This window comes from Massilia sp. WG5 (assembly GCF_001412595.2).
Taxonomy (GTDB): domain Bacteria; phylum Pseudomonadota; class Gammaproteobacteria; order Burkholderiales; family Burkholderiaceae_D; genus Telluria.
Genome location: NZ_CP012640.2, coordinates 1 through 25,028, shown reverse-complemented (window position 1 = coordinate 25,028; position 25,028 = coordinate 1). Strand labels below are relative to the sequence as shown.

The window sequence follows — 25,028 nt, the reverse complement described above, 5'->3', positions numbered from 1 at the left end:
CCATTTCGCGCGCGAGCGCACCGAAGGGATAGCAATGAAGCAATACACCCGCATCACGATCCTGTCGACCGAGCGTGTGCCCGGCGTCAAGGACAAGATGGCCGCATGCATCTGCCACTGCGGCGCGCACTTCTCGGCGTCGTTCTCGAAGGTCAACCTGGGCCAGACGAGGTCGTGCGGCTGCCAAGGTCGCGCAGCGACGCGGAGCCGGCTCACCACGCACGGCATGCGCGGCACGAAGGAGTACAAGGCCTGGAGCGCGATGAAGGACCGCTGCAACCGAGAAGGCTCGCACGCCTACGCGAACTACGGCGGCAGGGGCATCCGCGTCTGTGCCGCCTGGAGCGATTCGTTCGATGCCTTCTACCGCGACATGGGACCGTGCCCGGATGGTCTGACGCTCGAACGGGATGACGTCGATGGCGACTACGAGCCGGGGAACTGCCGCTGCGCCACCGTCAAGGAGCAGACGCGCAATCGCCGCGACTCGATCAACGTCGAGTACCAGGGGCGAGTGATGAACCTGGCTGACGTGGCTGACGCCAGCGGAGCGCCGTACAAGCGCCTGCTGTACCGGGTCAAGCGCGGCATGTCCGCCGACGACGCCGTGCGCCTCTACCAACCGAATTGACCACCAACCGCAGCACCAACCTGAAAGGGCAACATGAGCACCACCACCATCAAACCCACCGTCGGACGCGTCGTCCTCATCTTCTTCGCTGCCGGCACGCCTGTGGACGGCTACGCATTGCCCGCGGCTGGCACGCCCCTGGCTGGCCTGATCACCTACGTGCACAACGACATCTGCATCAACGTGGCCGCGTTTGATGTCTATGGCGCCAACCTGCCTCTTACGTCGGTGCGCCTGCTGCAGGACGGCGACGAGCGCCCGGACAGCGGCTGCTGGGCTGAGTGGATGCCGTACCAGAAGCAGCAGGCCGAGAAGCAGGCCAGCGAGCTGACCACGGCAGCGGCGCCGCAACTGATCACCGGCGACGCTAGCGACGCCTCGATCGAGCGCGACATCCAGGCCAAGGGCAAGACCGCGCCGCGCGTCACCCCGGCGGACATCGAGGCGAACATCGCCGACGAGGCGTACTTCACGGCCGCCGACGGCGTGCGCGGATCAACCCCTGGCGGCCTGCGCACCTACGTGCCGCGTGACTCGCACAAGCTGCTCACCTTCTGCGTGCTGGTCCTGCAGAACGGCTTCACCGTCACCGGCGAGAGCGCCTGCGCCAGCCCGGAGAACTTCGACGCCGAGATCGGCCGCAACATCGCGCGCCAGAACGCCGTTCAGAAAATCTGGCCACTCATGGGCTATGCGCTCAAGCAGCAGCTGCACTTGGCCGCTTACGAGCCGCCCGCACCTGGCGCCGCGCATGCCGGCTACAGCACCCTGCAGCCGCACCAGCAGCGCGTGGTCGACGAGAAGTGCGAACTGGACGCGCGCCTGGCAAAGCTTGTCCCGTTCTTCGATACACCGATCTTCGCAGGCCTGGCCGAGGAGGAGAAGCAGCGCCTCGAGCGCCAGGAGGATGCCATGAAGGCTTATTCGGAGATCCTGACCGAACGCATCGCCGCGTTCACGGTCGCCGCGAGCGCACCGGTCTGATCGCACCACCCCGCCCGCACGCCGGGCGGCAACAACAACGACAAGGAGAACCTGAACATGGCAGCAGCCGATTACCGCCTCTGCGACGTCTGCGAAGGCAAAGCTTTCTACGATTCGAACCTGGGCTACGAGTGGGGACCGGACGAGTATCGGCCTGACTCCGCACCATACCGCATCGCCGGCGAGGAGCAGTACGACGATCCAGCCATGAACCAGCGCAGCGGCATGCGCCTCGGCTACCTGGGCGACTGGGCCGTGCTGTGCGAGAAGTGCGCGAAGACGCACAAGACCGTCATCGTGCCGCGGGAGCAGCAGCCATGATGACCACCTTCACCATCCCCGGTCAACCCGTCGCAAAATCGCGCCCCAAGTTCGCCCGCCGCGGCGCGCACGTCGTCGCCTACACGCCGGCCAAGACCGCCAGCTACGAGAACCTGGTCAAGCTGGCCGCCAGCACCGCCATGCGCGGCATCGAGCCCACGGCGCGCCCGGTGGCCCTGTCGGTGACGCTCAACCTGCAGGTTCCGGCCAGCTGGTCGAAGAAGCGTCGCGCCGCAGCGGTCTCCGGCACGATCTGCGCCACCAAGAAGCCCGACGCCGACAACGTGCTCAAGGGGATCAAGGACGGCTGCAACGGAATCGTGTGGACTGACGACGCGCAGGTCGTGCGTATCGTGCTGGAGAAGCGGTACAGCGAGACGCCGGGGGCCGTGGTGCACGTGGTTGAGGTGGCTGGGGAGGCGGCACCTTGACCGAACGCCGCGACATCGGCTCGCGCCTGGAGAACTGGGCGCGCGTCTACCGTGACACTACCCGCCAGGGCATAAGCCCGACAGGTGCCTACTGCGACCAGCTGCGCCGCGAGGCCCTTGGCGACACCTCGGCATCGCCAGAGCGCCGAAAGATCGACGAGGACGATGCGCGCCGCATCGAGGAAAGCATGCGCGAGCTGGAGACCAAGCACCGCCTGCTGCTGTACTGGTGCTACGTCAAGCAGGCTCAGCCCGAGGTCGTCTGCAGGAAGTGCAGCATCGCACATCGGCCGGCGACCGTCTTCATCAACCTGTTCCGCCAGGCGCAGCGTGCGATAGAATCGATTGCCGAAAAGAACATGGAGAAGGTGGATGAACCTGGACGAAGACACGGTTGACGAGCTGCCGGCGCCGCCGCGTAAGGACATTCCGGCCGCCGACCGCGAGCTGCTGGAGCTAGCCGCGCGCGCTCTCGGCGCTCGATTCGAGGAGGTTGACGGCGAGGGATACGGGAACCTGCACTTCGAGAACGGCTCGACGGTCTACAGCTGGAACCCGCTGCAGTTCAGCGGTGATGCGCTGGAACTGGCGGTGCGGCTGAGCCTCGACGTCACACACTGGGGCGGGAGCACGAACGTCAACAAGTCTGGGAAGGGCTGGGTTCATGCCGTGGAACACTGGGGCCCTGATGGCGATCATCTCGCCGCCACCCGCCGCGCCATCACCCGCGCAGCCGCCGAGATCGGCAAACAACCCCCGACGAGCGATATCTCTTGACTGCAAGAAATATCAGCAGTACATTCCTGTTCACAATTTATTTCCGTCGATCATGACGTGTGCGGTTGCCTGATGGCAGCCCGCGGCGTGAACGGACGAATCCGAAGCCCCGGTCAGCGATGACGCGGGGCTTTTTGCTTTGGCAGCGCCTGACCAGCCGGGAACAGCAGCGGCACCAGCTCTCTCCGCCCATCGGTTTAACGGCTCGCCGATGAGTGTTCCCGCCTCGCGCGGGCTTTTTATGCGAAAGGCCAGCATGTCCATCACCGTCGAGGCAGAGCGCTGCTGGCTGATGATCCTGGTCGAGATCGAGCGCACCCGCGCTGCGATGCTCGCCCTCGCGGCTTCCTAAGCCGCTGTAACGTGTCTCCTGCTCGATGTGCTGCCAGCCTTTGAGCTTTCGCCCGGCCGCGTGCCGGGCATTTTTTATTCCAATGCCATGACCGCGCACACCTACACGCCGGAGCTGGGCGCCGCGTTCTGCGCCGCCATGGCTTCCACCACCGACAGCATCGCGACGATCTGCAAGCGCAAGGGCATGCCAAGCAAGGCCACCGTGTTCCGCTGGAAGGCCGACATCCCCGAATTCGCGACGATGTACGAGGCCGCCAAGCTGGAGCAGCTGTACTGCGGCATCGAGGAATGCACCGAGATCGCCGACAAAGCTGGCCTGTCGAGCGAAGAAATCCAGAAAGCGAAGCTGCGCATCGACACGCGCATCAAGGTGGCCCAGCGCCTGAAGCCGAAGGAGTTCGGGGATAAGGTCGATGTCAACCACGGCGGCCAGGACAACAACCCGGTGAACATGAATTGGTCGATCAACTTCGTGAAGCCCGGCGATGAACGTTGACTTCCCCGAAAAGCTCCAGTTCCTGCTGACGAAGAAGGCGCGCTACAAGGGCGCCAAGGGAGGCCGGGGCAGCGGCAAGTCATGGAGCGCGGCGAAGGCCCTGTTGATCCTAGGCTCGACCACGAAGCTGCGCATCCTGTGCACGCGCGAGGTGCAGAAGTCGATCAAGCAGTCGGTGCACAAGCTGCTCAAGGACCAGATCGAGGCCCTGGGCCTGTCCAAGTTCTACCGCGTGCTGGAAACCGAGATCCGCGGCGCCAACGGCACAGAGTTCAGCTTCTCCGGCCTGTCCGAGCAGACCGTTGACTCGATCAAATCCTTCGAAGGCTGCGACATCGTCTGGGTCGAGGAAGCGCAGTCGGTGAGCAAGCGCTCGTGGGCGGTGCTGATCCCGACCATCCGTAAGCCTGGCTCCGAAATCTGGCTGACCTTCAATCCGGAGCTGGACACCGACGAGACCTACGACCGATTCATCACGAACCAGCCCGAGGACGCGATCATCGTCGACATGAACTACATGGACAACCCATGGTTCCCCGACGTGCTGGAGAAGGAACGGCTGCACGCCAAGGCTACGCTGCCCGAGGCTGAATACCTGAACATCTGGGAGGGCAAGTGCAAGCCGGCCGTCACCGGCGCGATCTACTACGACGAGGTCACCAAGGCCACCGAGGAAAAGCGCATCTGCAACGTGCCGTACGACCCGCTGCTGAAGGTGCACGTGATCTTCGACCTGGGCTGGAACGATGCGATGTCGATCAGCCTGGTGCAGAAGCACGCGTCCGAGTTGCGCGTCATCGAGAACATCGAGGACAGCCACAAGACGCTCGACCACTACTCGGCGCTGCTGAAGGCGAGGAACCTGAACTGGGGCACGCTGTTCCTGCCGCACGACGGCCGGCACAAGGACTTCAAGACCGGCAAGAGCGCCGAGGAGATTATGCAGGCCCTGGGCTGGACCGTCGCAATCACGCCGAACATGAGCGTCGAGGATGGTATCCGGCTCACGCGCATGGCCTTCCCTCGCATCTACTTCGACAAGACGAAAGCGGCGCGCCTGGTGCAGTGCGCGAAGCGTTACCGCCGCAACATCAACAAGCAGACGCAGGAGGCCGGCGCACCACTGCACGACGAGTGGTCGCACGGCGCCGACAATCTGCGCTACATCGCGATCAACGCCGAGGCGATGAGCAACGAGGATTGGGGCGGCAAGCTGGCGTACCCGACCCTCGGCTATGCATGATTTTTGATTAACCGAACATGGGCAACGTCGTGAGACGCCCCCATCCCTTATGGCAAAGACCCCTCTCACCGATGACCAGCTGCGCGTGCTGATCGACACCGAACTGCGCCAGTCGTACGGCTACGGCTCGGGCAAGCTCGAACAGCAGCGCCGCCGCGCCGAGTATTTCTTCCTGGCCGAGCCCAAGGAGGAATTGGCGCCGCCGGCGATCGAAGGCCGCTCCAAGGTCGTCGACACCACCGTGCGCAATACGGTCCTCGGCATGGAGGGGCCGCTGCTCAAGACCTTTTACGGCTCGGACAACATCTTCGAATTCGAGGAGAGCCGGCCCGAGGACGCTCCGAAAGCGAAACTGATCTCGGAATACGTCAACCACGTGTTCCGCCGCGTGAACCCTGGCTACACGATCACGGCGACCTGGATCCGCGAAGCCCTGATGCAGAAGGTCGGCATCGTCAAGGTGTGGTGGGACCCGAGCGATATCGAGTCGCGCGAGGATTACACCGGCCAGACCATCGAGCAGGTCACTCTGCTGCTGGACGACACCGAACTGGAGATCATCGACCAGAAGTCCTATCCGGACGAGGACGCGGCGAAGCAACAACAGGCCGCGCTGCAGCAGATGCAGGGCCAACTTGCCCAGATGGCGCAGGCAGCCCAGGCCAACCCGCAGGCGGCGCAGCAGCTGCAGGCCGCCCAGGCGCAGTATGAGCAGGCCGCAGCCCAGCCGGCGCCGATGCTCTACGACATCAGCGTCAAGCGAACCAAGTCCGGCGGGCGCGTGCGCATCGAGAACGTGCCGCCGGAAGAATTCCTGATCTCGAAGCGCGCGAAGTCGATTCCCGAATCGCCCTTCACCGCGCACCGCTTCAAGAAGACCATCGCCGAGCTGAAGGCCGACGGCTACACGCTGCCGGACCCGCTGCCGAGCGACGACGCCGGCGCGCAGTTCAGCCAGGAGCGCGTCGAGCGCCTTGATTACGTCGATTACGATGCCTACGCCCAGGACATGAACGAAAGCAGCGTCGATCCGGCGCAGCGCACGGTGTGGGTGGTCGAAGCCTACATGCAGTGCGACTACGACGGCGACGGCCTGCTCGAGTGGCGCAAGGTCGTCAAGTGCGGCACCGTGCTGCTGGCGAACGACGAGTTCGATGCGCCGCCCTTCGTGGCCCTGGGCTCGATCCCGCTGCCGCACGTCTTCTACGGCATGTGCCCGGCCGACCTGGCGATCGAGCCGCAGAAGATCAAGACGAGCCTGAAGCGCGCGGCGCTGGACAACCAGTACCTGCAGGTCAACGGCCGCTACTTCGCCGTCGAGGGCCAGGTGAATCTGGACGACCTGCTGAACGCGCGCCCGGGCGGCGTGGTGCGGATCAAGAACCCGAATGCCGTCGGCCGCCTCGACCAGGGCGCCGGCGACATCGCGGGCACCATGCAGATGCTGGAGGCGGTCGAGCTCGACGCCGAGGAGTCCACCGGCTGGTCGCGCCAGACCCAGGGCGGCAACGGCCTGCAGCTGTCGAACACCGCCACGCAGGCCAACATCATCACCAACCGCGCCGACTCGCGCGTGGAGTCGATCAGCCGCTACATGGCTGAAACAGGCTTCACGGAGCTGGGCCTGATGATCTTCAAGCTGGTGCAGCGCTACCAGAAGAAGGCGCAGATGGTGAAGCTGTCCGGCCAGTGGGTGAACATCGACCCGCGCGAATGGCATACCGGCTTCTCGCTGAACATCAACGTCGGCCTGGGGACCGGCAACAAGGACCAGCTCATCAGCCACCTGATGGCCCTGAAGCAGGCGCAGGCCATGGCCCTGCAGACCGGCCACGCGACGCCGCAGAACCTGTACAACGCCGACCAGAAGCTGGCCAACGCGCTCGGCTTCAAGAACGGCGACGAGTTCTTCACGAACCCGCAGAACATGCCGCCACGTCCACCGCAGCAGGATCCGGCCGTGCTCAAGGCGCAGCTGGACGACCAGGCGCACCAGCGCGAGATGGCCCTGAAGGCGCAGCAGGCGCAGATGGACGCGCAGAACGCCCAGTACAAGGCCCAGGTGGAAGCGGAAGCGCAGATGCGCATCGACGTGAACCGCCAGCAGGCCGAGACCGAGCAGCACGCGCGCGACCTCGAGTACCAGGCGCAGCTCAAGGCCCTGGAGCAGCAATACGCCGACAGCCAGCACGCTCGCGACAACGCGCTCAAGCAGTACGAGATCGACCAGGACAACGCCACCAAGATTGCGGTGGCCGAGATCCAGGCCGGCTCCGCCGGCGCGGCCGGGCCAGATGGGCAGCAGGCCGAAGCCCTGGTGGCGCTGATCATGGAGCACCTGGCGGCGCTGCACGAGAAGATCGAGCGGTCCAACCGCATGCAAACCCACATCGTCCGCAATCCGGACGGCACCAAGTACGCGGTCAAGGTTGACCCGCAAGAGCAAGGAGAGAACTGATGGCCGCTGGCTATAACGCGCTGCTGCGCAATGCACAACTCGACGCGATCACCTCGTTCGTCGGCGCCGGCGCAAAGCTGCGCATCTACGACGGTGCGCGCCCGGCAACCGGTGGCGGCGTCACGAACCTGCTGGCCGAGCTGACCCTGGGTGCACCGTTCGCGCCCGCGGCTGCTGCTGGCGTGCTGTCGCCGAACCTGCCGGCTGCCGTGAATGCGGGCGCCACCGGCACTGCAACCTGGTTCCGCGTGGTGAAAGCCGACGGCGCCACGCACTGCTTCGACGGCTCGGTGGGCTCGGAGATGACGCTGAACACGGCCAGCATCACCTCGGGCCTGCAGGTTTCCGTCACCGGCTGGACCATCACGCGGGGCAACGCATGACGATCCGCGACCGCATCCTGGCGCGCGCGGACCTCGACCCGCTGCGTGTGGCGCGCGACCTCGACGGCCTGGCCGCTGCGCTGAATGCCGAGGGCCTGACCGTGGCCGGCGAACGCTACGTGACGATGCGGACCATCCTGGCCGAGTGTCCGAGCGGGCACGAAATCGTCGTCGCGCTGCGCACCGCCGCGCCAGCCGATCCGATCGTCGACGAGTCGGTCAATTTCCTGCGCAAGGACTCGGGTTTCGACGTCGGGCACCCGAACGCGCGGCCAGACCTCGATCGCCTGGTCGCCGCCGGCGTGCTGACTGCCGGCCAGCGCGACGAGCTGCTCGCCCTGGCGCTGCGCCCGCTGATCGTGACGCGGCTGGACGTCGCCGACGAAATGTTCAACCCTGACGGAACCGAAAAATAATGGCCATCACGAAAACTCCCGTCGTAATCCTGGCTTCCGCCCTGTCGCCGGCCGGAACGAGCAAAACCGCGCCGGGGCTGACCGGCGGCGCAATCGACTGCCGCAGCTACTACGGCGGAGAGCTGACCTGGAAAATCACGAACGGCGCCAGCGCGCCGGGCGTCGCTCTGTCGCTGACCTTTCAGGTATCGCATGACGGCGCGAACTGGTACGACTACTTCACCGTGGCGGGCGACACGACCGCCAGCAGCGTCAACAGCGGTTCGGTCCAACTGGACCGAGGCGTCATGTACGCGCGCGCCATCGCCTACGGCAATACGACGAACGGCGTCACGGCCGAGACCAACTTGCAAGCCGTGACGGCCCTGTAATGGCAGGCATGCGCTACCAGCCACAGGGGCTACAGCGGCTAAACCCGAGCAATCCTTTCGTCAAGGATTTGCTGGTCGCGGTTTTGCCGGGATCAACGGTCAATCTTGTTGACGGCGCGCCAATAACGCAATCCGGGACCGCAGCAGTTGCCGGCCGACCGGTCGGCTTGACCATTTCAAACGGCGCTTTGGAACTGCCCGCCCCGGCCAGTGCGTCCGATCCCTGGGCTAAGTACGACATTCAGACTCTGACCGCGCTAACGGTTGTTGTCCAGAACGCAAAAAGCGCCGTGGCGCCTGCGTTCTACCGGGGCAACGGATCCGCCACGCCGACATGGGCCGTTGGCTTGCACGGCGGCGCGTCGGCCAACGGCCTATATGCGGCCGTTGGCTCCCTCGTGCTGTCGGCAAGTAGCCTGGGTACAAATATTTCCGTGACCGACGTGTCTCGCGTCATCGTGCTAACTGCCGACGGTAGTAACGCCAAAGCTTACGTAGACGGCGTCCTGAACGGGTCGGGGGCCTATACCCCCAGCACGCCGCAGTACGACCCCAGCAATGCCCGCCGGGTTCGATTCGGCGCGATCAACGGGACGAATGGGCAAACACAGAACCGGCCCTCGCTGGGCCTATTGTTCAAGCGCGCGCTGACAGCTGGCGAAGTCGCGGCCCTATCGGCGAATCCGTGGCAGGTATTCGCCGACCCATACGAGGATGATGAGCCTGTCTCAGTGGCACAGACAGGCAACACAGCGACGCTCGCCTGGACCGAGGCCGACGACGTCGCATCCATTACCGACGTCATCACGGATAGCGCTACCGAGGGATGGGCCGAAGCCGACGATGCGCACGCGATCGCGGCGGCCGTCGTCAACCGCGCCGCCGCCAGCTGGACGGAGGGTGACGATGTGCATGCGGCCGTCAGCGTCGTATCCGACTCGGACGCGCTCTGGTGGATCGAAGCCGACGACGTCATAGCCCTCGCTGGCACCGTCGCGACGCAGCAGCCGGTGAACGTGGCCGGCTCTCTCGGCTGGACCGAGCAGGACGACGCCTTCGCAGCATTCATGGCCGCGGCCACCAACGGCGCGCCAGGCTACGGATCGAGTAAGCCGGCGCGCAAGTACGTGGTGCGCAGGGGCGAGCAGCTCTACACCTTCTCCGACCCCGAGGTGGCGAAGGCGTTCCTGCAGGCCGACGACGACCCGCCGGCGAAGCGGTACCCGACCAAGAAGCAGGTCAAGCAGGTGCCGGCGGCGCCGATGCAGCCGAAGCCTGCGCCCGTACCCGAGCAGCGCGTTGACCTGGCCGAGATTCGCGCCCTGGCCGCGCGCCAGCACGCGGAGGCCGAATACCAGCAGCTGATGGCGCAGAAGCGATACGAAGCCCTGCTCGTGCTGCTGGAACGGCTGCGCGAGGAAGAGGAAGACGACTGGCTGCTGATGGCGGCCGAATAGGAGCATATGAGCACGCTGGAACAACGGACATATCAAGGCGACCAGGCCCGGCTGGTCTTGGAAAACGAGGCGTTCGACCGGGCGTTCGCCGACATCGAACAGGAGCACATCGAAGCATGGATCAACGCACCAGCACGAGACGTCGAGGGGCGGGAAAGCCTCTGGAAGACGGTAAAACTGCTGCACAAACTCCGCTCGACGCTGGAAACGGCAATGACAGACGGGAAGCTGGCGAAGGTGGAGCTGGAGCACCAGGAGCGGATGCTAGCGGAGGAGCGCCGGCAAGGCCTGAACCTGGCTGGCATGACCTGATCGCGGCCGCGCGCGCCGACGAGCGCATCGTCACCCGCGTCTTCCACCCGGCACCCGAAGAAACCCTGCTCCACCTGGCCAACGGCGTGCACGCGCATGTCGAGACCGGCCCGGCCGGCTACCAGATCACCACGGGCGACATCGTCACCCTCTAACCCACCCTTTGGACAATCCGGCAACGGAACCCAGAAAGGCAACATATGCACCCGAAATACTGGAAGCGGCCGCGCGTCATGGCACCGTTCGAAAGCGAAGGCTCGGCCGGCGGCAGCGATTCGATGCTCGACGCATTCGCCGCACACTTCGAAGGCAGCGCCGACGGCGACGACGACCAGCAGCAGGCCGCGCAGGCCAGCGAAGAATCGCAGGAAGATGCCGCCGCGCGCCTGGCGGCCGAAGACGCGGCCAAGGCTGCGGAGCAGCCCGAACAGGCCGCCGCGAAGCCGGCCGACACCGCCCAAACCGATCAGCCGCAGAAATTCACCGTCGAGGTGGACGGCAAGCCGATCGAGCTGACCGCCGCCGAGATGGCCGAGCACGTCAAGAACGGCATGCGCCAGGCCGACTACAGCCGCAAGACTGCGGAAGTGGCCGAGCAGCGTAAGGCGGTCGATGCCGAAGTGGCCCAGGCGCGCGCCCAGCGCGACGAATACGCGACGAAGCTGGAAGGCCTCGTCGGGCAGGCCAACTATGAAGTGAGCAGCCTGCGCGCCCAGCTCACGGACGAACTGCTGCAATCGGACCCGCACGGCTACATGATGATTCAGCGCACCGCGGAGACGCGACAAGCGCAGCTTCAGCAGGCCCACCAGGAACTGCAGCAGATCAACGGTCAACGCCAGCAGGAACAGGCGGCCAACCTGAAGTCCCACATGGAGGCGCAGCACCAAGCCCTGCTTGACAAGCTGCCCGAATGGAAGGACCCGGCGAAGGCTGAAGCCGAAGCGGCGAAGATCCAGAAGTTCCTGGCCGACCAGGGCTTCAAGCCCGAGGAAATGCAGTTCAACGATCACCGCGGCGTCCTGCTGGCTCGCAAAGCCATGCTCTACGACGCGCTGATGGCGCGCGCCCAGAACACGCAGTCGAAGGTAGCCGCGGCGCCGCCGAAGGTTGCACGTACTGGCGTGCCGGTGCAGACCGAAGGCCGTTCCACCGCGGTGCGCCGCTTCGAGCAGACCGGCTCGCGCGACGATGCTGCAGCAGCATTTGCCGAGATGTTCGGCTAAACCACCCCATCCACTCATACGCCGTGAGGCGATAGGAGAAAAGCATGACCGCACCAACCAATACCTACTCGTCGACCGCAGCCGTCGGCAACCGTGAAGACCTCATGGACATGATCTACCGCATCACCCCGACCGACACCCCGTTCATGTCGATGATCGGCAAGGGTAAAGCGACCAGCACGAAGCACGAATGGCAGACCCAGGCTCTGGCGGCGCCGGGCAACAACGTGGCGGCCGAGGGCGACGACGCGACCAATGCCACCGTCACCCCGACCGTACGCCTGAACAACTCGACCCAGATCTCGACCAAGACCGTCGGCGTGTCGGGCACCCAGGAAGCGACCCTGTCGGCCGGCCGCAAGTCCGAGATGGGCTACCAGATGATGCTGAAGTCGCTGGAGCTGCGCAACGACATGGAAGTTGGCCTGACCCAGAACAGCGTCGCCGTCACCGGCGCGAGCCGCCAGACCCGCGGCCTGGTCGGCTGGCTGGGCGACAACGTCGATGCCGGCGTCGGCTACGTGGCGCCGAACTACCAGACCAACGTCGCGCAGACCGACGGCACCCAGGCCGCCTACACCGAAGCGCGCCTGAAAAACGTGCTGCAGAAGGTCTACACCGCCGGCGGCAACCCGAGCGTCCTGATGCTGCCGCCGCTGGCCAAGCAGACCTTCTCGACCTTCACCGGCAACGCCTCGCGCTTCGACAAGGCCGAGGACAAGAAGGTGATCGCCGCGACCGACGTCTACGTGTCCGACTTCGGCGAGCTGAAGGCCGTCCCGAACCGCCGCATGCGCGCGCGCGATGTGGCGGTCCTGCAGCCGGATATGTGGGCCGTGGCCTACCTGCGTCCGTTCAAGACCGTGGACCTGGCCAAGACCGGTGACTCGACCCGCAAGCAGATCGTGGTCGAGTACGCCCTGGAAGCGAAGAACCCGGCCGCCAACGGCGCCGTCGTCGACATCCTGTAATCGCTCCTTCTGAGCAGCCGGGGCTCTGGCCCCGGTTTTTCCTTCCTCAATAGGAGTGCCCATGGATTCCCTGACCATTACCACCACTGGCGCGAACATCGCCACGAGCGGCACTTCCGCCCGTGTTCCCATCCCGCCGGCACAAAGCGGCGAAATCCCCCGCTACATCCGCGTGATCGCCACCGCGGCCGCGCACATCAAGATGGGCACGTCGACCGTGACCGCTGTTGCCGCCGACCTGATGGTGCAGCCGGCCGACTCGGTCAATCTGGTGGTCCCGCGCGGCATCACGCACATCGCCGCGATCCAGGACACTGCCGCCGGCACCGTCAACATCGTCCCGCTGGAGGACTGCTGATGAATCCCGTACTCGCTGCCCGCCTGGCGCGCCGCGACGGCACCCTGCGCACCAGCTTCGCCGAGGCTGACGGCAAGCTCTTCATCGCCCAGACCCAGGACTGCACGCCGATCGCGGAGCGCGCCAAGGCGCTGCACAACGCCGGCGAGTTCGGCTCGAGCGAGATGCGCCACGCGGCCACGATCCCCGACGTGATCCTCGAAAAGTACATGAACGAGCACCGCGTCTCCTACGCCGAGCTGATGAGCAATCCGGAGCACTTCCGGCGCATCTGCAATGATCCGGACAACAAGATGTTCCGCATCTGGCCGGGGAGGCTGTGATGGCGGGCCGCGATTACACCTGGCTGCAGGCCAAAGTCGCGCGCTGGCTTCGGCGCGCTGACCTGGCTTCCGATATTCCCGACTTCATCATGCTGGCCGAGAAGCGGATCAGCAGCGACCTCGAGGCGCGCCTGCAAAACGTGGCGGCGACTCTGTCGACCGTGGCCGGCGTGGCGACCGTGCAGATACCGGACGACTTGAGCAACATTCGCTCGCTGACGATCGCCGGCTACGGGAAGATCGACTTCATGACGCCCGAGGCGCTGGAGGCGCGCTACACCAACCAGTCGGCCGGGGTGCCGCGCCATTACGCGATCGAGGGCGGCCAGATCAAGCTCGGCCCGATTCCGGATGCCATCTATGCAATGACGTGTGTTTACCGCGCCGAGATCCCGGCCCTGGCAGACGCTGCCGGCGGCGTGAACTGGCTCATTACCGAGCATCCCGAAGTCTATCTTGCTGCGGCGCTGTCGGAAGGCTTCCTGGCTATCCGCGACACGACCAGCCTGCAGACGTGGGAAGGCAAGTATCGGACGGCGCTCGACTCGCTTAATAAAAACGACTGGAACAGCGCCGGCACCATGGCGGTGCGCGCTGACGCCAGGACCCCGTAAGGACGCAAAATGCCACTCGAACCCACCGTCACCGACATTGACGACCTGAACCCGGCATGGCCGTTGTCAGCCGACCCGAAGTCGGACGGCGACGACCACATTCGCAACCTGAAAAAGGCCCTGCTGAACGACTTCGCAGGCTACACCGGCGCGGTCAAGGTTACCGGCACCGATGGCGGCGCCGCGAACGTGTACACCGTCACGCCGCAGAACACACTGCCGGCCTACGGCCTGCGCATGAACGTGGTGTTCTCGCCGAGCGTGGCGAACACCGGCGCAAGCACGCTGAACATCAGCGGTCTGGGCGCCAAGCCACTGCGCAGCGTGGCTGGCGCCGAGCTCGCGCTCAACGACCTGGTGCCGGGGAATGTCTATGCGGCCTACTACAACGGCACTGAGTTTCGCCTCCTGTCGGTCACGAAGCAGTACGTCGACCAGCTAGCGTTTAACGCAGGGCTGCCGCAGCAGTCAGGTAATGCCGGCAAGTTCATCACCACTGATGGTACGAGCGCATCGTGGGCATCACCCTTCCCGGCACAGGCCGGCAATGCGAATAAGGTGCTGGGCACAAACGGCAGCGCGACGGCATGGCGATCTGTCCTGCCTACGCTGACGAAGTTCACATCATCTGGTTCCTGGGTTGCGACGAGCGACACGGCAAGACTTACGCTGATCGGTGGCGGCGGTAGTAGCGGCGCATCCCCCAACATCGCACCCGGTGGCAACGGCGGCACGACCGCCATCGTAACAATAAGAAATCTCACCATCGGTGCGTCGTACACGGTGACGATCGGCGCTGGCGGCACCGCAGTCACTAGCGCCTCCAGCGTCGCTGGAAACGCAGGTGGCACGACCTCGTTCAGCGGCACAGGGATCGCTACCGTCACGGCCCCCGGCGGCCCTGGCGGAGGTAATGGCAGGGGAAGCGCTGCGACAAATGCAGATATCAGCATTCCGGGTGGAATTGGCATGTCGCTTTCCGTGAACAGTGGCAACTTAGCTACTGGTGGCGGAACTTTCCTCGCCCCTGGCGCACCACCAGGCGTTAACGGCTCTGCGCCGGGCGAAGGTGGCGGCTCGGTATATGGAGCTACCACCGGAACGACTGGCGCCTCTGGCATCGTGCTCATCGAAGTATAAGGACAGTCATGCGTGCACACATCATCGAAAACGGCAAGATCATCAACACGATTGAGGTTGACTCGCTGGACTTCATGCCCGGCCTGGTCGATGCCTCGGCAGGTGGCCAGATCGGCGACGACTGGGCGGATGGCGCGCCAGTACTGGCGGTCGTATCCCCTACGATTCCGGAATCGATCTCCCCGCGCCAGTTCCGCCAGGCGCTGACCCACTTCAGCTTCCGCCAGCAGGTGGAGGCCGGTGTCGCAGCCTCCAGCGATCAGGACCTCAAGGACTGGTACGAGTTCACGTCGGATTTTCAGCGACACCATCCGGAGGTCCTTGCCATGGCAACGGCGCTCGGCTTTACCAGCGACCAGCTGGACCAGGTCTGGAAATACGGCGCGACGTTGTAACCACCTCAACCCCACGACAAGCCGCCTTCGGGCGGTTTTTTTATGCCGAAAATCTCCATCCCCAACGCCGGCGCTGTCGGCGTCATCAAGGACCGCCCCGCGTACGAACTGCCGCTGGGCGCCTGGTCGGACGCGAGAAACGTTCGCTTCCTCGACGGCGCCGCGCTCCAGTTCTTCGGCCACGGCGAGGTCTACGGCGCACCTCTCGAGGCGCCGCAGTACCTGCTGCAGGTGAACGTGGCCGGCGTGCGCTACTGGCTATACGCCACGGCCACGAAGCAGGTCGCGGTGACGAACAACAGCGGTGCCAGCGTGCACACCGACATCAGCCACGCCACCGCGCGCGCCGGCACCGTCAACGCCTGGAGCGGTTTCGTGTTCGGCGGCGTGCCGGTGCTAAACGCGGGCGACGGCAAGGCGCCGATGTACTGGAACCAGAGCCTTACGGCGAAGTTCGCGGACCTGACGGCCTGGCCAGCGAACACCAGCTGCAAGGTGCTGCGCCAGTACAAGAACATGATGATCGCCCTGAACGTGACGAAGACGGGCACGCCCTACCCGTTCATGGTCAAGTGGTCGAATCTGGCCGTGGCCGGCGCCCTGCCCTCGACCTGGGATCCAGCCGACGCGACGCAGGACGCCGGCGAGTTCGACCTGTCCGAAGGCCAGGACCCGATCATCGACGGCCTGGGCCTGAAGGACAGCTTCATCGTCTACAAGGAAGGCAGCACCTGGGCGCTCGACTACATCGGCGGCCAGTTCATCCTGAAGAGCCGCAAGGTCTCGGGGATGTCGGGCCTGCTGAACATGAACTGCGCCGTCGAGTTCGAAGCCGGTTTCGGCACGATGCACTTCGCGGTGACCGGCTCCGACGTTGTGATCCACGACGGCTATACGGCCAAGTCGGTGCTCGACAAGCTGGCGCGCCGGTCGTTTTTCCAGAGCCTGGACGTCGCCAAGAAGGGGCTGGCGTTCTGCTTCAAGAACCCCTTCCTGAACGAGATCGGCATCGCCTACCCGAGCATCGGCGCTACCTGGTGCGACACGGCCCTGGTCTACAACTATGTCGACAACACGGTCAGCTTCCGCAGCCTGCCGAACGTCACGCACGCGGCCTGCGGCCCGGTCGACAACAGCCTCTCGGGCAACTGGTCGCAGGATAACGCGCCCTGGGATTCGGACCTCACGGCGTGGAACGGGCCAGATTTCACGCCGGATCGCACGCGCGTGATGATGGGCGGCGCCGACAACAAGCTGTACCTGCTGGACGCCTCGGCATCATTCAACGGCGCCCTGCCGGACGCCTACCTCGAGCGCAGGGGCCTGCACTTCGATGCGCCCGAGCGCATCAAGCTCATCACCGGCCTGCTGCCGCGCATTACCGGCAACCAGGGCGGCACCGTGCTGGTGCGCCTGGGCTGGGCCGAGAGTCCCGGCGACGATCCGACCTGGAACGCCGCCGTGCCGTACACGATCGGGAAGACGATGCGCATCGACGACTTCGTGTCTGGCCGCTACCTGGCGATCAGGTTCGAGACCGGGACCGCGTTCTCGTGGCGCCTGGACAGCATGGACGTTTTTGTTGAAGACGCGGGGGAATGGTAAATGCGGCCGACAAACAGCAGCACGATCAGCTACCAGCCCGGCGATCCGCCGGCAGATCCCGCGCAGCTCCAGCGCTTCCTGCGCGAGGAGATGGCGAAGCTCAAGGCCGCGATCGACGCCGTTGCGGACGGCTTTGCGCCGGTGGTATATGCGCCGCCGGCGAAGCCGCGCGCTGGGATGCTGCGCAACGCCGACGGCACCCAGTGGAACCCCGGCAGTGGCGCCGGTTTGTATCGCTACGACGGAACGAAGTGGAACTTTCTCGGATAAAAGGGTAAAAAACTATGGGCTTTCTCTCCTCGCTCCTCCCCATCGCCGGCTCGGTAGTGGGCAACATTTTCGCTCCTGGCATCGGCGGCGCGATCGGCGGCGCACTCGGCAGTGCTCTCGGCGGCTCCGGCTCATCGCAGTCCGGAACCCAGCAAACGAACCAGAGCGGCACGCAGAATGGAACGCAAAACAACACCCAGAGCAGCACGACCAGCAACACGTCGAGCAACACGCTGAATCCAGCCGTGGCACAGCTGCTGGGCCTGAACGGGAATGGCGGCGTACTCGGCGGCTTGGGCAACATGCTGAACGGCGGCTCGAACCTGTCGGGCATCGGCAACAGCTTCCTGAACGCGAACGCGGGCCAGATCCTCAACAATGGCTATGCAACGACCAACGCGCTGGCGAACGACCAGTTCACGACGCCAAGGATGCAGGCGGCACAGATCAGCGCGCCGAGCCAGAACAATATCGACCTGGCGCCCACCTTCCAGAGCCTGCTGGCCGGCGGTGACACCTCGAAGCTGATGAGTTCGCTGCAGGCCGGCAACGCGCTGGCCGGTGCCCAGTTCCAGCAGAACCAGACCGACCTGACCAACAACCTGCAGCGTGACATCCTGCCGGGCATCCGCAGCAATAGCGTTCTGGCCGGCCAATATGGCGGCAGCCGCCAAGGCGTAGCCGAGGGCCTGGCGATCAGCGACCTGACGAAACAGTTGAACAATTCGAACACGCAGTTCGGGCTGGGCACCACCGCGGCGAACTCGTCGGCCCTGGCAGGCGCCTACGAGAATGGCCAGAACCGCGCGCTGTCGGCGGCGCAAGGCCTGAGCGCGCAACAGTATGGCACCGCCCAGCAGGACGCCGCGGCGCGCCAGGCGGCCGACATCGCGAACATGGGGTCGGAAAACTCGACGAATGCCCTGAACGCTTCGAAGATGGCGAATGGTGTGCAGCTGCAGCAAGGTCTGCTGGGCACGGCCGCAGGCTACGGCAATTCTGACCTGAGCCGCTTGGGGATGGGTGCGGGCATTCTTCAGCCATTCCTCGGCGCAGGCGCGACCACGACCAACAACGGCACGAGCAGCGGGACGAGCACCGGCACGACCACCAACCAGACCACCGGGAACGTGTCGCAGCCGCTGTACCAGAACACGGCCGGCAATATTCTGGGCGGTGCGATGCTGGGCAGTCAGCTGGGTGGCCTGCTGGGCGGGCCCACTGGCGGCACCTCCGTGTTCAACGTGCCGAGCTCGGTCGACAACATGGCCAAGACGATCGGCAGCCAGTCGCTCCCGATTAACACCAACGGCTTCATGAACTTTTCCTTCTGAGGACTGACATGCCAGGATTACTTGATATGTTCACCAGCGCGGACCCGCAGCAGCAGGGTCTGCTGGCCGCGGCAGCGCAGATGCTCAACGCATCCGGGCCGTCGCTGATGCCGCATAGCCTCGGCCAGGTCGTAGGTGCAGGCTATACCGGCTTCCAGGCTGGTCAGCAGCAGGGCCTGGACCGCCAGAAGGAGCAGATGCAGATGCAGATGCTCCAGCAGCAAGTCGCGCAGGCTACGCGCAAGAATGACCTGATCAACAGCTTCCTCGCGGCGAACATGGGCGGCGGGTCGGCGGTAGGAGCGGGGGCCGGTAACGCACCGCCGTCCGGCCCAACGCTCCCACCTTCCCTGCCGATGGGTAGTACTGATACAGATGGACGTACGGTCAATACGCCAGGTTTCTTTGCCCCGGCAGATTTTGCCCAGACATCCAGGCCGGCAGGAGCGCCCGGCTCAACGGGTGCCAGTGGCTTTGGTGGCATCCCTTCGGCGGCAATCGCAGCTGATCTGGCTTTCAAAAATGGGGAAAATATAGGCGGCTGGATTAACGACCGCACTAAGCCGACGGACTTTACCAAGCTGCTCGAGCAGGCCGGCATCGATCCAAATTCAACCCTCGGGCGCCAGATCATGCAGCAGCAGGTGGCCAAGCAGAACAACATCCCGCTGGTGGCCGGCCGCGCAGGCGCGCCGATGTATGACTCCAGCGGTCAGATCGTGTCCATGGCACCGATGATCCCGAAGAACGCCGTTCCTCAGATCGTAGGCGGCAAGGTGGTTGGCGTTTCGCCGCTGCAGGGCGCAGCCGAAGTAGAGCAGGCCAACGCCTACGCTGAGCGTGCTGGCACCAACCAGGCTGAGCCGATTGCCGGCTACGATGAGTATGGAAATCCGGTCTACACGAACAAGCTGGCAGTCGCACGTGGACAACAGCAGCCGCAGCCTGCACAGCGCGAACCGATGCCGGGCCAACCGGGCTTCGATGTCACACACATGAGCCCGACGCAGAAAAAGGCATTTTATGATGCTGCAGCCAAGCAGTTCGGGATGCGACCAGGCTCAACATCTAATACGTCGGTGATTCGCCCAGGGCTCGCACCAGGCGTTCAGAAGTCGATCGACGGCGACGTTGACACGATGAACAGCGACTTCAACGACCTGTACTCGGCTAACAAGCAGGCGCCGACGACCCTCGCCCTGCTCGACAACATCAAGCAGCTTTCGGGTAAGGCGATCACCGGCAGCAGTGCCGACAAGCTGGCGTATATCAATGGCCTGCTGACCCTGGGCGGCTTCCAGAAGCAAAAGGACCTGGCTACTGCCACTGACCTGCTGAACAAGAACGCCAATATGTTGGCGATCAACATGCGCCTCGGCGCGAGCGGCGGCGGCTCCGATGCGCTGCAGTCGCTGGCTCAGGCGGCCAACCCGAACAGCCATATGCAGCCGGAGGCAATCGTTGCAGCTGCCGACGAGGTGGCCGGGCAGGTGAGGATGCGCCAGGCGATGTATCAGAAGCTGCTGCCGTTCAAGATGAGCCACGACGTGCAGGGCTATTACAGCGCCCAGCAGCAGTTCGCCAGCGGGGCCGACCCGCGCACGTACCAGCCGGACGCGAAAGCACATGGTGCCGCACCAGCCGCGCAGGCGCCGGCGGCTGGCCAGACCTTCAACATGCTGCCTCCGGCTGCGCAGTTCGACGGAAAGCGCATGCGCGCCGATAACGGGACGATCTATCGCTCGGTGGGCGGGAAATGGGTAAAGGAATAACACATGGGATACACCCTGCTCGATGACAGCGGCCAACCGGTAAAGGGTACGTACACCCTCTTGCCCGATAACGCGCCCGCGCCGCAGCCGAAGCCATTCGGCCAGCAGCTGAACGATGCCATCGCCGATGTGCCGCGCCAGCTCGGCCTGACCGCGCGCTATGGCTTGGAGGGCGTCGGTGGCGCGCTGGACTTTCTGGCCTCGCCGATCCGTGCCGGTCTGAACGCGGTTGGCGTCAACTCAAAGCCTGGCAGCGGCACGCTGCTGGCCGACCAGCTCGGTCTGCCGCAGCCACGCACGGCACAGGAGCGCGTGGTCGGCGACGTCGCGCGCACGATGGCAGGCACCGTGGTTCCGGTTGGTGCCGGTGCTGCGCTGGCCAAGAACGCTACCGGTACGGCGCAGGCTGTAGGCCGTGTGATGGCCGCGAACCCTGGTCAGCAGCTCGTGTCGGCAGCTGGCGCCGGAGGCGCTGGCGGCTACACCCGTGAAACCGGCGGCAACGACTTGGCGCAGATGCTGGCCTCGGTTGCGGGTGGCCTGGCTGCTCCCGCTGCAATGGGTGTCGCACAACGGGGTGCCAGTGCTGCCGCCCGCGTCGTCGCGCCGAAAACCAGCGTGCCGCAGCAGGTGGAAGTCACGATCAACAGCGCGCTGCAGCCATCCGGCCTCACGCTGGGTGACTTGCCGACGAACGTGGCCAGCGGGATCCGCAACGACGTCGCCGCAGCCTACAAGACGAGCGGCGTGCTCGACCCTGAGGCAATCCGGCGCCTGGCCGACTACCGGCTCACCGGCGCGACGCCGACCGCGGCCGGCCTGACGCTGGACCCGGCCATCGTGTCACAGCAGAAGAACCTGGCGAAGCTGGGTATCAACAGCAAGGATCCAGCCGCGCAGCAGCTCGGACAAACGCAGAACGCGAACAACCGCGCGCTGATCAATGGCCTGAACGATCTCGGCGCCGGCCTTGGCGGTGACCAGATCGGCGGGGCGCAGACGATCATGGGCGCGCTGGCTGGCCGGGACGCGCAGGAGCAGTCCATCATTAATGCCCTCTACGGGCAGGCGCGCGACTCTGCCGGGCGTGCTGCGCCGCTGGACCCATACGCCTTTACTCAGCGTGCGGGCGACCTGCTGAACGACGCCAACGTCGAAAGCTTCCTGACGCCGGATATCAGGAACAAGCTGAATGGCTTCGCCAGCGGCCAGATCCCGCTGAACGTCGACATCGCGGAGCAGTTCAAGACTGGCATCGGCAAGCTGCAGCGCAACAGCAGCGACGGCAACGTGCGCACCGCCCTGGGTCTCGTACGGCAGGCGCTTGATGAGACGCCGCTGCTCGGCCAGGGCGGTCCCACGCCGACCTTCGGCGGCAATCAGATGGCCGCACCCGGCGGGCTGGCCGGCGCCGCGCCGGTGGCAAGCCTCGGCCAGGATGCGATCGACGCCTTTACGCGGGCACGCGCCGCGAACCGCAACTGGATGCAGACGGTCGAGAGCACGCCCGCGCTGGCGGCGGTGCGCGATGGCGTTGAGCCTGACAAGTTCGTGCAGCAGTTCATCGTTGGCAGCGGCAATGGTGCGAGCGTGATGAGCGTGGCCCAGCTCAAGAACCAGATCGGCGGCAGTCAGGATGCGATGAATGCGGTCCGCCAGCAGATCGCCGGCTACCTGAAGCAGAAGGCGCTGGGTGGTGCGGCCGACGAGGTGGGCAACTTCAGCCAGTCGAACTACAACGCTGCACTGAAGGCCATCGGGGACCGCAAGCTGAACCTGTTCTTCAAGCCGGAGGAGGTTGCCCAGATGAAAGCGATCGGGCGCGTGGCGAGTTACGAGCAGTTCCAGCCATCCGGCTCGGCTGTGAACAATTCGAACACGGCCGGTACTGCGGGTGCCATGTTGCTGGATCGGATCGCGAACAGCGCGCTGCTGTCGAAGATTCCGATGCTCGGGTCCGCGGTGCAGCCGGCGGCGCAGAACATCGTCATCGGGATGAAGGCCGGCCAGGCGCTGAACGTACCGTCGAATCTGGCCGTGCCGCAGCCGCGTGTACCGGTGCTCGCGCCGGGCATGGCCCTGTCGCCGGCCGCGTTCCTGCTCCAGCAGGATGATCGGAACCGGTGATCATCTCCGGCGCGAGTTCCACCACGCAATGATGATGAAGGCAATGAAGGAGCCCAGTTGGATCGGGTCGTAGTGCATGTAGTCCCCTTGTCGTTTTCCCAATTATAGGCCACCCCATGAGGTGGCCTTTTCTTTTCCTGAAAGGACACCATGAATCCCTCCACTCCTCCGCCCGGCGGCGCACACGACTTCGCTGAAATGCTTACCTGGCTGTGGGTGATCGGCCTGTCGCTGCTCGGTGGCTTCGTCTCGTTCATCCAGAAACTGAAGACCGGCCACGTGCGCGCCTGGAACTTCACCGAGTTCATCGGCGAGCTGGCCACGTCGGCTTTTGTCGGCATCCTCACTTTCAAGGCATGCAACTGGCTGAACTGGGACGCTTCCCTGACTGCGGCCGTGGTCGGCATCACGTCGCACATGGGCAGCCGTGCGCTGTTCCGCGCGGAGGAGAAGCTGGGCGCCTGGGCCGACATGAAGTTCCCGACCCCGAAGGAGGAAGACCATGCCGCCCGCTGACATGAAGCCATCCCCCGCCTGCCGCGCGCTGGTCTGCGCGTCCGAGCAGCGCCGCTTGATCGCCTACCTGTGCCCGGCCGGTGTTCCGACGATCGGCTGGGGCCATACGAAGGGCGTGAAGATCGGCGACACCTGCTCGGTGCAGCAGGCCGACATCTGGCTGTCGCAGGACCTCGAAGACACAGCCGCCACCGTTGCATCGCTGGTGAAGGTGCCACTGACCCAGGGTCAGTTCGACGCCCTGTGCGACTTCGTGTTCAACTTGGGCGCGAAAAAATTCGGCAGCTCGACGCTTTTGATCCTGCTGAACAAGGGCAGGATGGACGCGGCTGCCGACCAGTTCCGCCTCTGGGTACACGCCAAGGTGAACGGTAAGGACGTGATCTTGCCGGGCCTGGTCAAGCGGCGCGCTGCCGAAGCGGCTATGTTCCTCGGCCGGAAGGCGGTGGCCGCATGAGCATCGTCAAACACCTGGTGAACGCGGCCCAAGGCAAGCACCCGCTGACCGCGCGCCGCTCCGGGAAGTGGCCGGCCGTGCGCGCGCAGCATCTGGCCGCCAATCCTTGCTGTGCCGTGTGCGGCGGCGCCGAGAAACTCGAGGTGCACCACAAGCGGCCCTTTCACCTTCACCCCGAGCTCGAGCTGGACCCGGCCAACCTCATCACCCTGTGCGAGGCAAACCGCGGCGGCGTGAACTGCCACCTCTGGTTCGGTCACCTCGGCAATTTCAAGAGCTTCAACGCCGACGTGAGCGTCGACGCCGCGGCTTGGCTGCGCAAGTTCACCACCCGCCCCACCACCCAACAGGAGCATGCATGAAGAAGATCATCACCCTGGCCGTCCTGCTCGCCCTCACCGGCTGCGCAGGCGTGCAGCAGGCCGTCCAGGCCTACGGCTCCGTCGCCGTCACCGGCGCGCGCGCGGCGAACGACACCGTGATCGAGGCGCAGAAGGTCTCGCTGTGCGGCCTACCGCTGTCCGCAATCGCGCGCCATCCGGAGATCGTACCGGCCGTACGCTCGCTATGCCTGGCACCGGGCGACAAGACCAGCGCCGAACTGCTGGACGCGGCGACCATCCAGCCGGCGGCAAAGTCTTGAGCGCCTTTCTCCAGCGCGGTGCACTCGCGCCGGCCACCGACCAGGACGACGGGCAATGGATCGTTGTGCAGCCGGTGGTCTACCAGTCCGACGCCGCGAAGCAGACCTTCACCGTGCCGTTCGGCTTCCGTACCGACCTGGCCAGTGTGCCGCGCATTCCGCTCGTCTATGACCTCTGCGGCGACACGGCGAGCCTGGCGGCGATCGTGCACGACTACCTGTACAGCACGCACTTGGTCGACCGCGCCACGGCTGATGCCGTGCTGCGCGAGGCCTCGGCGGTTACCGGCGTGCCGGCCTGGCGCCGGTGGCTGATGTGGGCAGGGGTAAGGCTGGGTGGCGGTTCGCACTGGGACCCACCGGCGCCCGAGGCGGCATGATGGACATCCACCTGCTCACGCCGGCGGGTGCGGTGCTGGTGGTGCAGGTGGTCGACGGTAAGGTCATCATACCGCCGGCGCCTGCGCCCGACGTCGCGCCGTCTCAGCCAGCACCGGAGAGATGAGGCGGAGGGTACAACAAATTCGTTTCCGCAAAACGCCCCGAGGTCATCCGTTTTCATAGGGCGATCAGGGCGACGTAAAACACGCGTTTGCGGAACGAAAATTGATACCAAGTCTTTGATTTTTAATGACTTGGATTT

The 25,028-nt window shown here is 65.0% G+C and carries 32 protein-coding genes; all 32 read left to right on the top strand.

Translation table 11 applies throughout. The features are described 5' to 3' along the window. Positions 1 to 34: 34 nt before the first annotated feature. The 32 genes from AM586_RS00160 (at position 35) to AM586_RS29040 (ending at position 24,890) form a co-directional block, all read left to right on the top strand. The gene (locus AM586_RS00160) at positions 35 to 631 is read left to right on the top strand and encodes a hypothetical protein (protein WP_052233339.1); all 597 of its coding nucleotides are present in this window, start codon (positions 35 to 37) and stop codon (positions 629 to 631) included. Between the two features lie 33 nt (positions 632 to 664). Next, positions 665 to 1,615, top strand: a complete 951-nt coding sequence (locus tag AM586_RS29235; protein ID WP_082439562.1) for a Gp49 family protein — start codon at positions 665 to 667, stop codon at positions 1,613 to 1,615. A gap of 57 nt (positions 1,616 to 1,672) precedes the next feature. Further along, a complete protein-coding gene (locus AM586_RS00150; protein ID WP_047822930.1) occupies positions 1,673 to 1,936 on the top strand; it encodes a hypothetical protein in 264 nt (87 codons plus the stop codon). Then, positions 1,933 to 2,367, top strand: a complete 435-nt coding sequence (locus AM586_RS00145) for a RusA family crossover junction endodeoxyribonuclease (RefSeq protein WP_109370395.1) — start codon at positions 1,933 to 1,935, stop codon at positions 2,365 to 2,367. Before AM586_RS00150 ends, AM586_RS00145 begins: the two co-directional genes overlap by 4 nt. Next, positions 2,364 to 2,765 (top strand): hypothetical protein, encoded by a 402-nt coding sequence (locus tag AM586_RS00140; protein WP_047822927.1) that lies wholly within the window; start codon positions 2,364 to 2,366, stop codon positions 2,763 to 2,765. The genes AM586_RS00145 and AM586_RS00140 overlap by 4 nt, the downstream gene beginning before the upstream one ends. Beyond that, positions 2,740 to 3,144, top strand: coding sequence for a hypothetical protein (locus tag AM586_RS00135; protein ID WP_052233338.1), 405 nt, complete (start codon positions 2,740 to 2,742; stop codon positions 3,142 to 3,144). The genes AM586_RS00140 and AM586_RS00135 overlap by 26 nt, the downstream gene beginning before the upstream one ends. A 439-nt stretch (positions 3,145 to 3,583) precedes the next feature. Continuing rightward, positions 3,584 to 3,994 (top strand): ubiquitin carboxyl-hydrolase, encoded by a 411-nt coding sequence (locus AM586_RS00130; RefSeq protein WP_156328107.1) that lies wholly within the window; start codon positions 3,584 to 3,586, stop codon positions 3,992 to 3,994. Continuing rightward, the gene (locus AM586_RS00125) at positions 3,984 to 5,237 is read left to right on the top strand and encodes a PBSX family phage terminase large subunit (protein WP_047822925.1); all 1,254 of its coding nucleotides are present in this window, start codon (positions 3,984 to 3,986) and stop codon (positions 5,235 to 5,237) included. Before AM586_RS00130 ends, AM586_RS00125 begins: the two co-directional genes overlap by 11 nt. A 49-nt stretch (positions 5,238 to 5,286) precedes the next feature. Continuing rightward, positions 5,287 to 7,695 (top strand): hypothetical protein, encoded by a 2,409-nt coding sequence (locus AM586_RS00120; RefSeq protein WP_052233336.1) that lies wholly within the window; start codon positions 5,287 to 5,289, stop codon positions 7,693 to 7,695. Beyond that, the gene (locus tag AM586_RS00115) at positions 7,695 to 8,078 is read left to right on the top strand and encodes a hypothetical protein (RefSeq protein ID WP_047822923.1); all 384 of its coding nucleotides are present in this window, start codon (positions 7,695 to 7,697) and stop codon (positions 8,076 to 8,078) included. Before AM586_RS00120 ends, AM586_RS00115 begins: the two co-directional genes overlap by 1 nt. Beyond that, positions 8,075 to 8,494, top strand: a complete 420-nt coding sequence (locus AM586_RS00110) for a hypothetical protein (protein ID WP_047822921.1) — start codon at positions 8,075 to 8,077, stop codon at positions 8,492 to 8,494. The genes AM586_RS00115 and AM586_RS00110 overlap by 4 nt, the downstream gene beginning before the upstream one ends. Then, entirely contained in the window at positions 8,494 to 8,865 is a 372-nt protein-coding gene (locus AM586_RS00105) for a hypothetical protein (RefSeq protein WP_047822919.1), read from the top strand. Before AM586_RS00110 ends, AM586_RS00105 begins: the two co-directional genes overlap by 1 nt. Positions 8,866 to 8,873: 8 nt before the next feature. Further along, positions 8,874 to 10,322: a hypothetical protein gene (locus AM586_RS27890; protein WP_156328106.1), complete on the top strand. Its 1,449-nt coding sequence runs from the start codon at positions 8,874 to 8,876 to the stop codon at positions 10,320 to 10,322. 6 nt (positions 10,323 to 10,328) lie between these two features. Further along, positions 10,329 to 10,634: a hypothetical protein gene (locus AM586_RS00095; RefSeq protein ID WP_047822916.1), complete on the top strand. Its 306-nt coding sequence runs from the start codon at positions 10,329 to 10,331 to the stop codon at positions 10,632 to 10,634. Positions 10,635 to 10,867: 233 nt separating this feature from the next. Beyond that, positions 10,868 to 11,860 (top strand): hypothetical protein, encoded by a 993-nt coding sequence (locus AM586_RS00090; protein ID WP_156328105.1) that lies wholly within the window; start codon positions 10,868 to 10,870, stop codon positions 11,858 to 11,860. 44 nt (positions 11,861 to 11,904) lie between these two features. After that, the gene (locus AM586_RS00085) at positions 11,905 to 12,831 is read left to right on the top strand and encodes a DUF5309 domain-containing protein (RefSeq protein ID WP_047822914.1); all 927 of its coding nucleotides are present in this window, start codon (positions 11,905 to 11,907) and stop codon (positions 12,829 to 12,831) included. A gap of 61 nt (positions 12,832 to 12,892) precedes the next feature. Then, entirely contained in the window at positions 12,893 to 13,189 is a 297-nt protein-coding gene (locus AM586_RS00080) for a hypothetical protein (protein WP_047822912.1), read from the top strand. Then, positions 13,189 to 13,512 carry a hypothetical protein gene (locus AM586_RS00075; RefSeq protein ID WP_052233334.1) on the top strand — a complete coding sequence of 108 codons (324 nt, stop codon included), beginning with the start codon at positions 13,189 to 13,191 and terminating at the stop codon, positions 13,510 to 13,512. The genes AM586_RS00080 and AM586_RS00075 overlap by 1 nt, the downstream gene beginning before the upstream one ends. After that, positions 13,512 to 14,126, top strand: a complete 615-nt coding sequence (locus AM586_RS00070) for a hypothetical protein (protein WP_047822910.1) — start codon at positions 13,512 to 13,514, stop codon at positions 14,124 to 14,126. The genes AM586_RS00075 and AM586_RS00070 overlap by 1 nt, the downstream gene beginning before the upstream one ends. Positions 14,127 to 14,135: 9 nt before the next feature. Further along, complete coding sequence (locus AM586_RS00065) at positions 14,136 to 15,266, top strand: hypothetical protein (RefSeq protein ID WP_047822908.1); 1,131 nt, start codon at positions 14,136 to 14,138, stop codon at positions 15,264 to 15,266. A gap of 8 nt (positions 15,267 to 15,274) precedes the next feature. Continuing rightward, positions 15,275 to 15,661, top strand: a complete 387-nt coding sequence (locus tag AM586_RS00060; protein ID WP_052233333.1) for a hypothetical protein — start codon at positions 15,275 to 15,277, stop codon at positions 15,659 to 15,661. Between the two features lie 42 nt (positions 15,662 to 15,703). Continuing rightward, positions 15,704 to 17,266 carry a hypothetical protein gene (locus tag AM586_RS00055; RefSeq protein WP_047822906.1) on the top strand — a complete coding sequence of 521 codons (1,563 nt, stop codon included), beginning with the start codon at positions 15,704 to 15,706 and terminating at the stop codon, positions 17,264 to 17,266. Then, positions 17,267 to 17,536 (top strand): hypothetical protein, encoded by a 270-nt coding sequence (locus AM586_RS00050; RefSeq protein WP_047822904.1) that lies wholly within the window; start codon positions 17,267 to 17,269, stop codon positions 17,534 to 17,536. It abuts the gene before it with no gap. Positions 17,537 to 17,592: 56 nt separating this feature from the next. Continuing rightward, positions 17,593 to 18,870, top strand: a complete 1,278-nt coding sequence (locus AM586_RS00045) for a hypothetical protein (RefSeq protein ID WP_156328104.1) — start codon at positions 17,593 to 17,595, stop codon at positions 18,868 to 18,870. An 8-nt stretch (positions 18,871 to 18,878) separates the two neighbouring features. Next, positions 18,879 to 20,642 (top strand): hypothetical protein, encoded by a 1,764-nt coding sequence (locus tag AM586_RS27885; RefSeq protein WP_156328103.1) that lies wholly within the window; start codon positions 18,879 to 18,881, stop codon positions 20,640 to 20,642. Positions 20,643 to 20,645: 3 nt separating this feature from the next. Next, positions 20,646 to 22,769, top strand: a complete 2,124-nt coding sequence (locus AM586_RS00030; protein ID WP_047822899.1) for a hypothetical protein — start codon at positions 20,646 to 20,648, stop codon at positions 22,767 to 22,769. Between the two features lie 150 nt (positions 22,770 to 22,919). Continuing rightward, entirely contained in the window at positions 22,920 to 23,285 is a 366-nt protein-coding gene (locus tag AM586_RS00025; protein WP_229411059.1) for a phage holin family protein, read from the top strand. Then, a complete protein-coding gene (locus tag AM586_RS00020; RefSeq protein ID WP_197416383.1) occupies positions 23,272 to 23,742 on the top strand; it encodes a lysozyme in 471 nt (156 codons plus the stop codon). The genes AM586_RS00025 and AM586_RS00020 overlap by 14 nt, the downstream gene beginning before the upstream one ends. Next, positions 23,739 to 24,104 carry an HNH endonuclease signature motif containing protein gene (locus tag AM586_RS00015; RefSeq protein WP_047822895.1) on the top strand — a complete coding sequence of 122 codons (366 nt, stop codon included), beginning with the start codon at positions 23,739 to 23,741 and terminating at the stop codon, positions 24,102 to 24,104. Before AM586_RS00020 ends, AM586_RS00015 begins: the two co-directional genes overlap by 4 nt. After that, complete coding sequence (locus AM586_RS00010; RefSeq protein WP_047822894.1) at positions 24,101 to 24,385, top strand: hypothetical protein; 285 nt, start codon at positions 24,101 to 24,103, stop codon at positions 24,383 to 24,385. Before AM586_RS00015 ends, AM586_RS00010 begins: the two co-directional genes overlap by 4 nt. Beyond that, complete coding sequence (locus tag AM586_RS00005; RefSeq protein WP_047822892.1) at positions 24,382 to 24,765, top strand: DUF1353 domain-containing protein; 384 nt, start codon at positions 24,382 to 24,384, stop codon at positions 24,763 to 24,765. Before AM586_RS00010 ends, AM586_RS00005 begins: the two co-directional genes overlap by 4 nt. Further along, positions 24,762 to 24,890 (top strand): hypothetical protein, encoded by a 129-nt coding sequence (locus AM586_RS29040; protein ID WP_257791531.1) that lies wholly within the window; start codon positions 24,762 to 24,764, stop codon positions 24,888 to 24,890. The genes AM586_RS00005 and AM586_RS29040 overlap by 4 nt, the downstream gene beginning before the upstream one ends. Positions 24,891 to 25,028 lie beyond the last annotated feature (138 nt).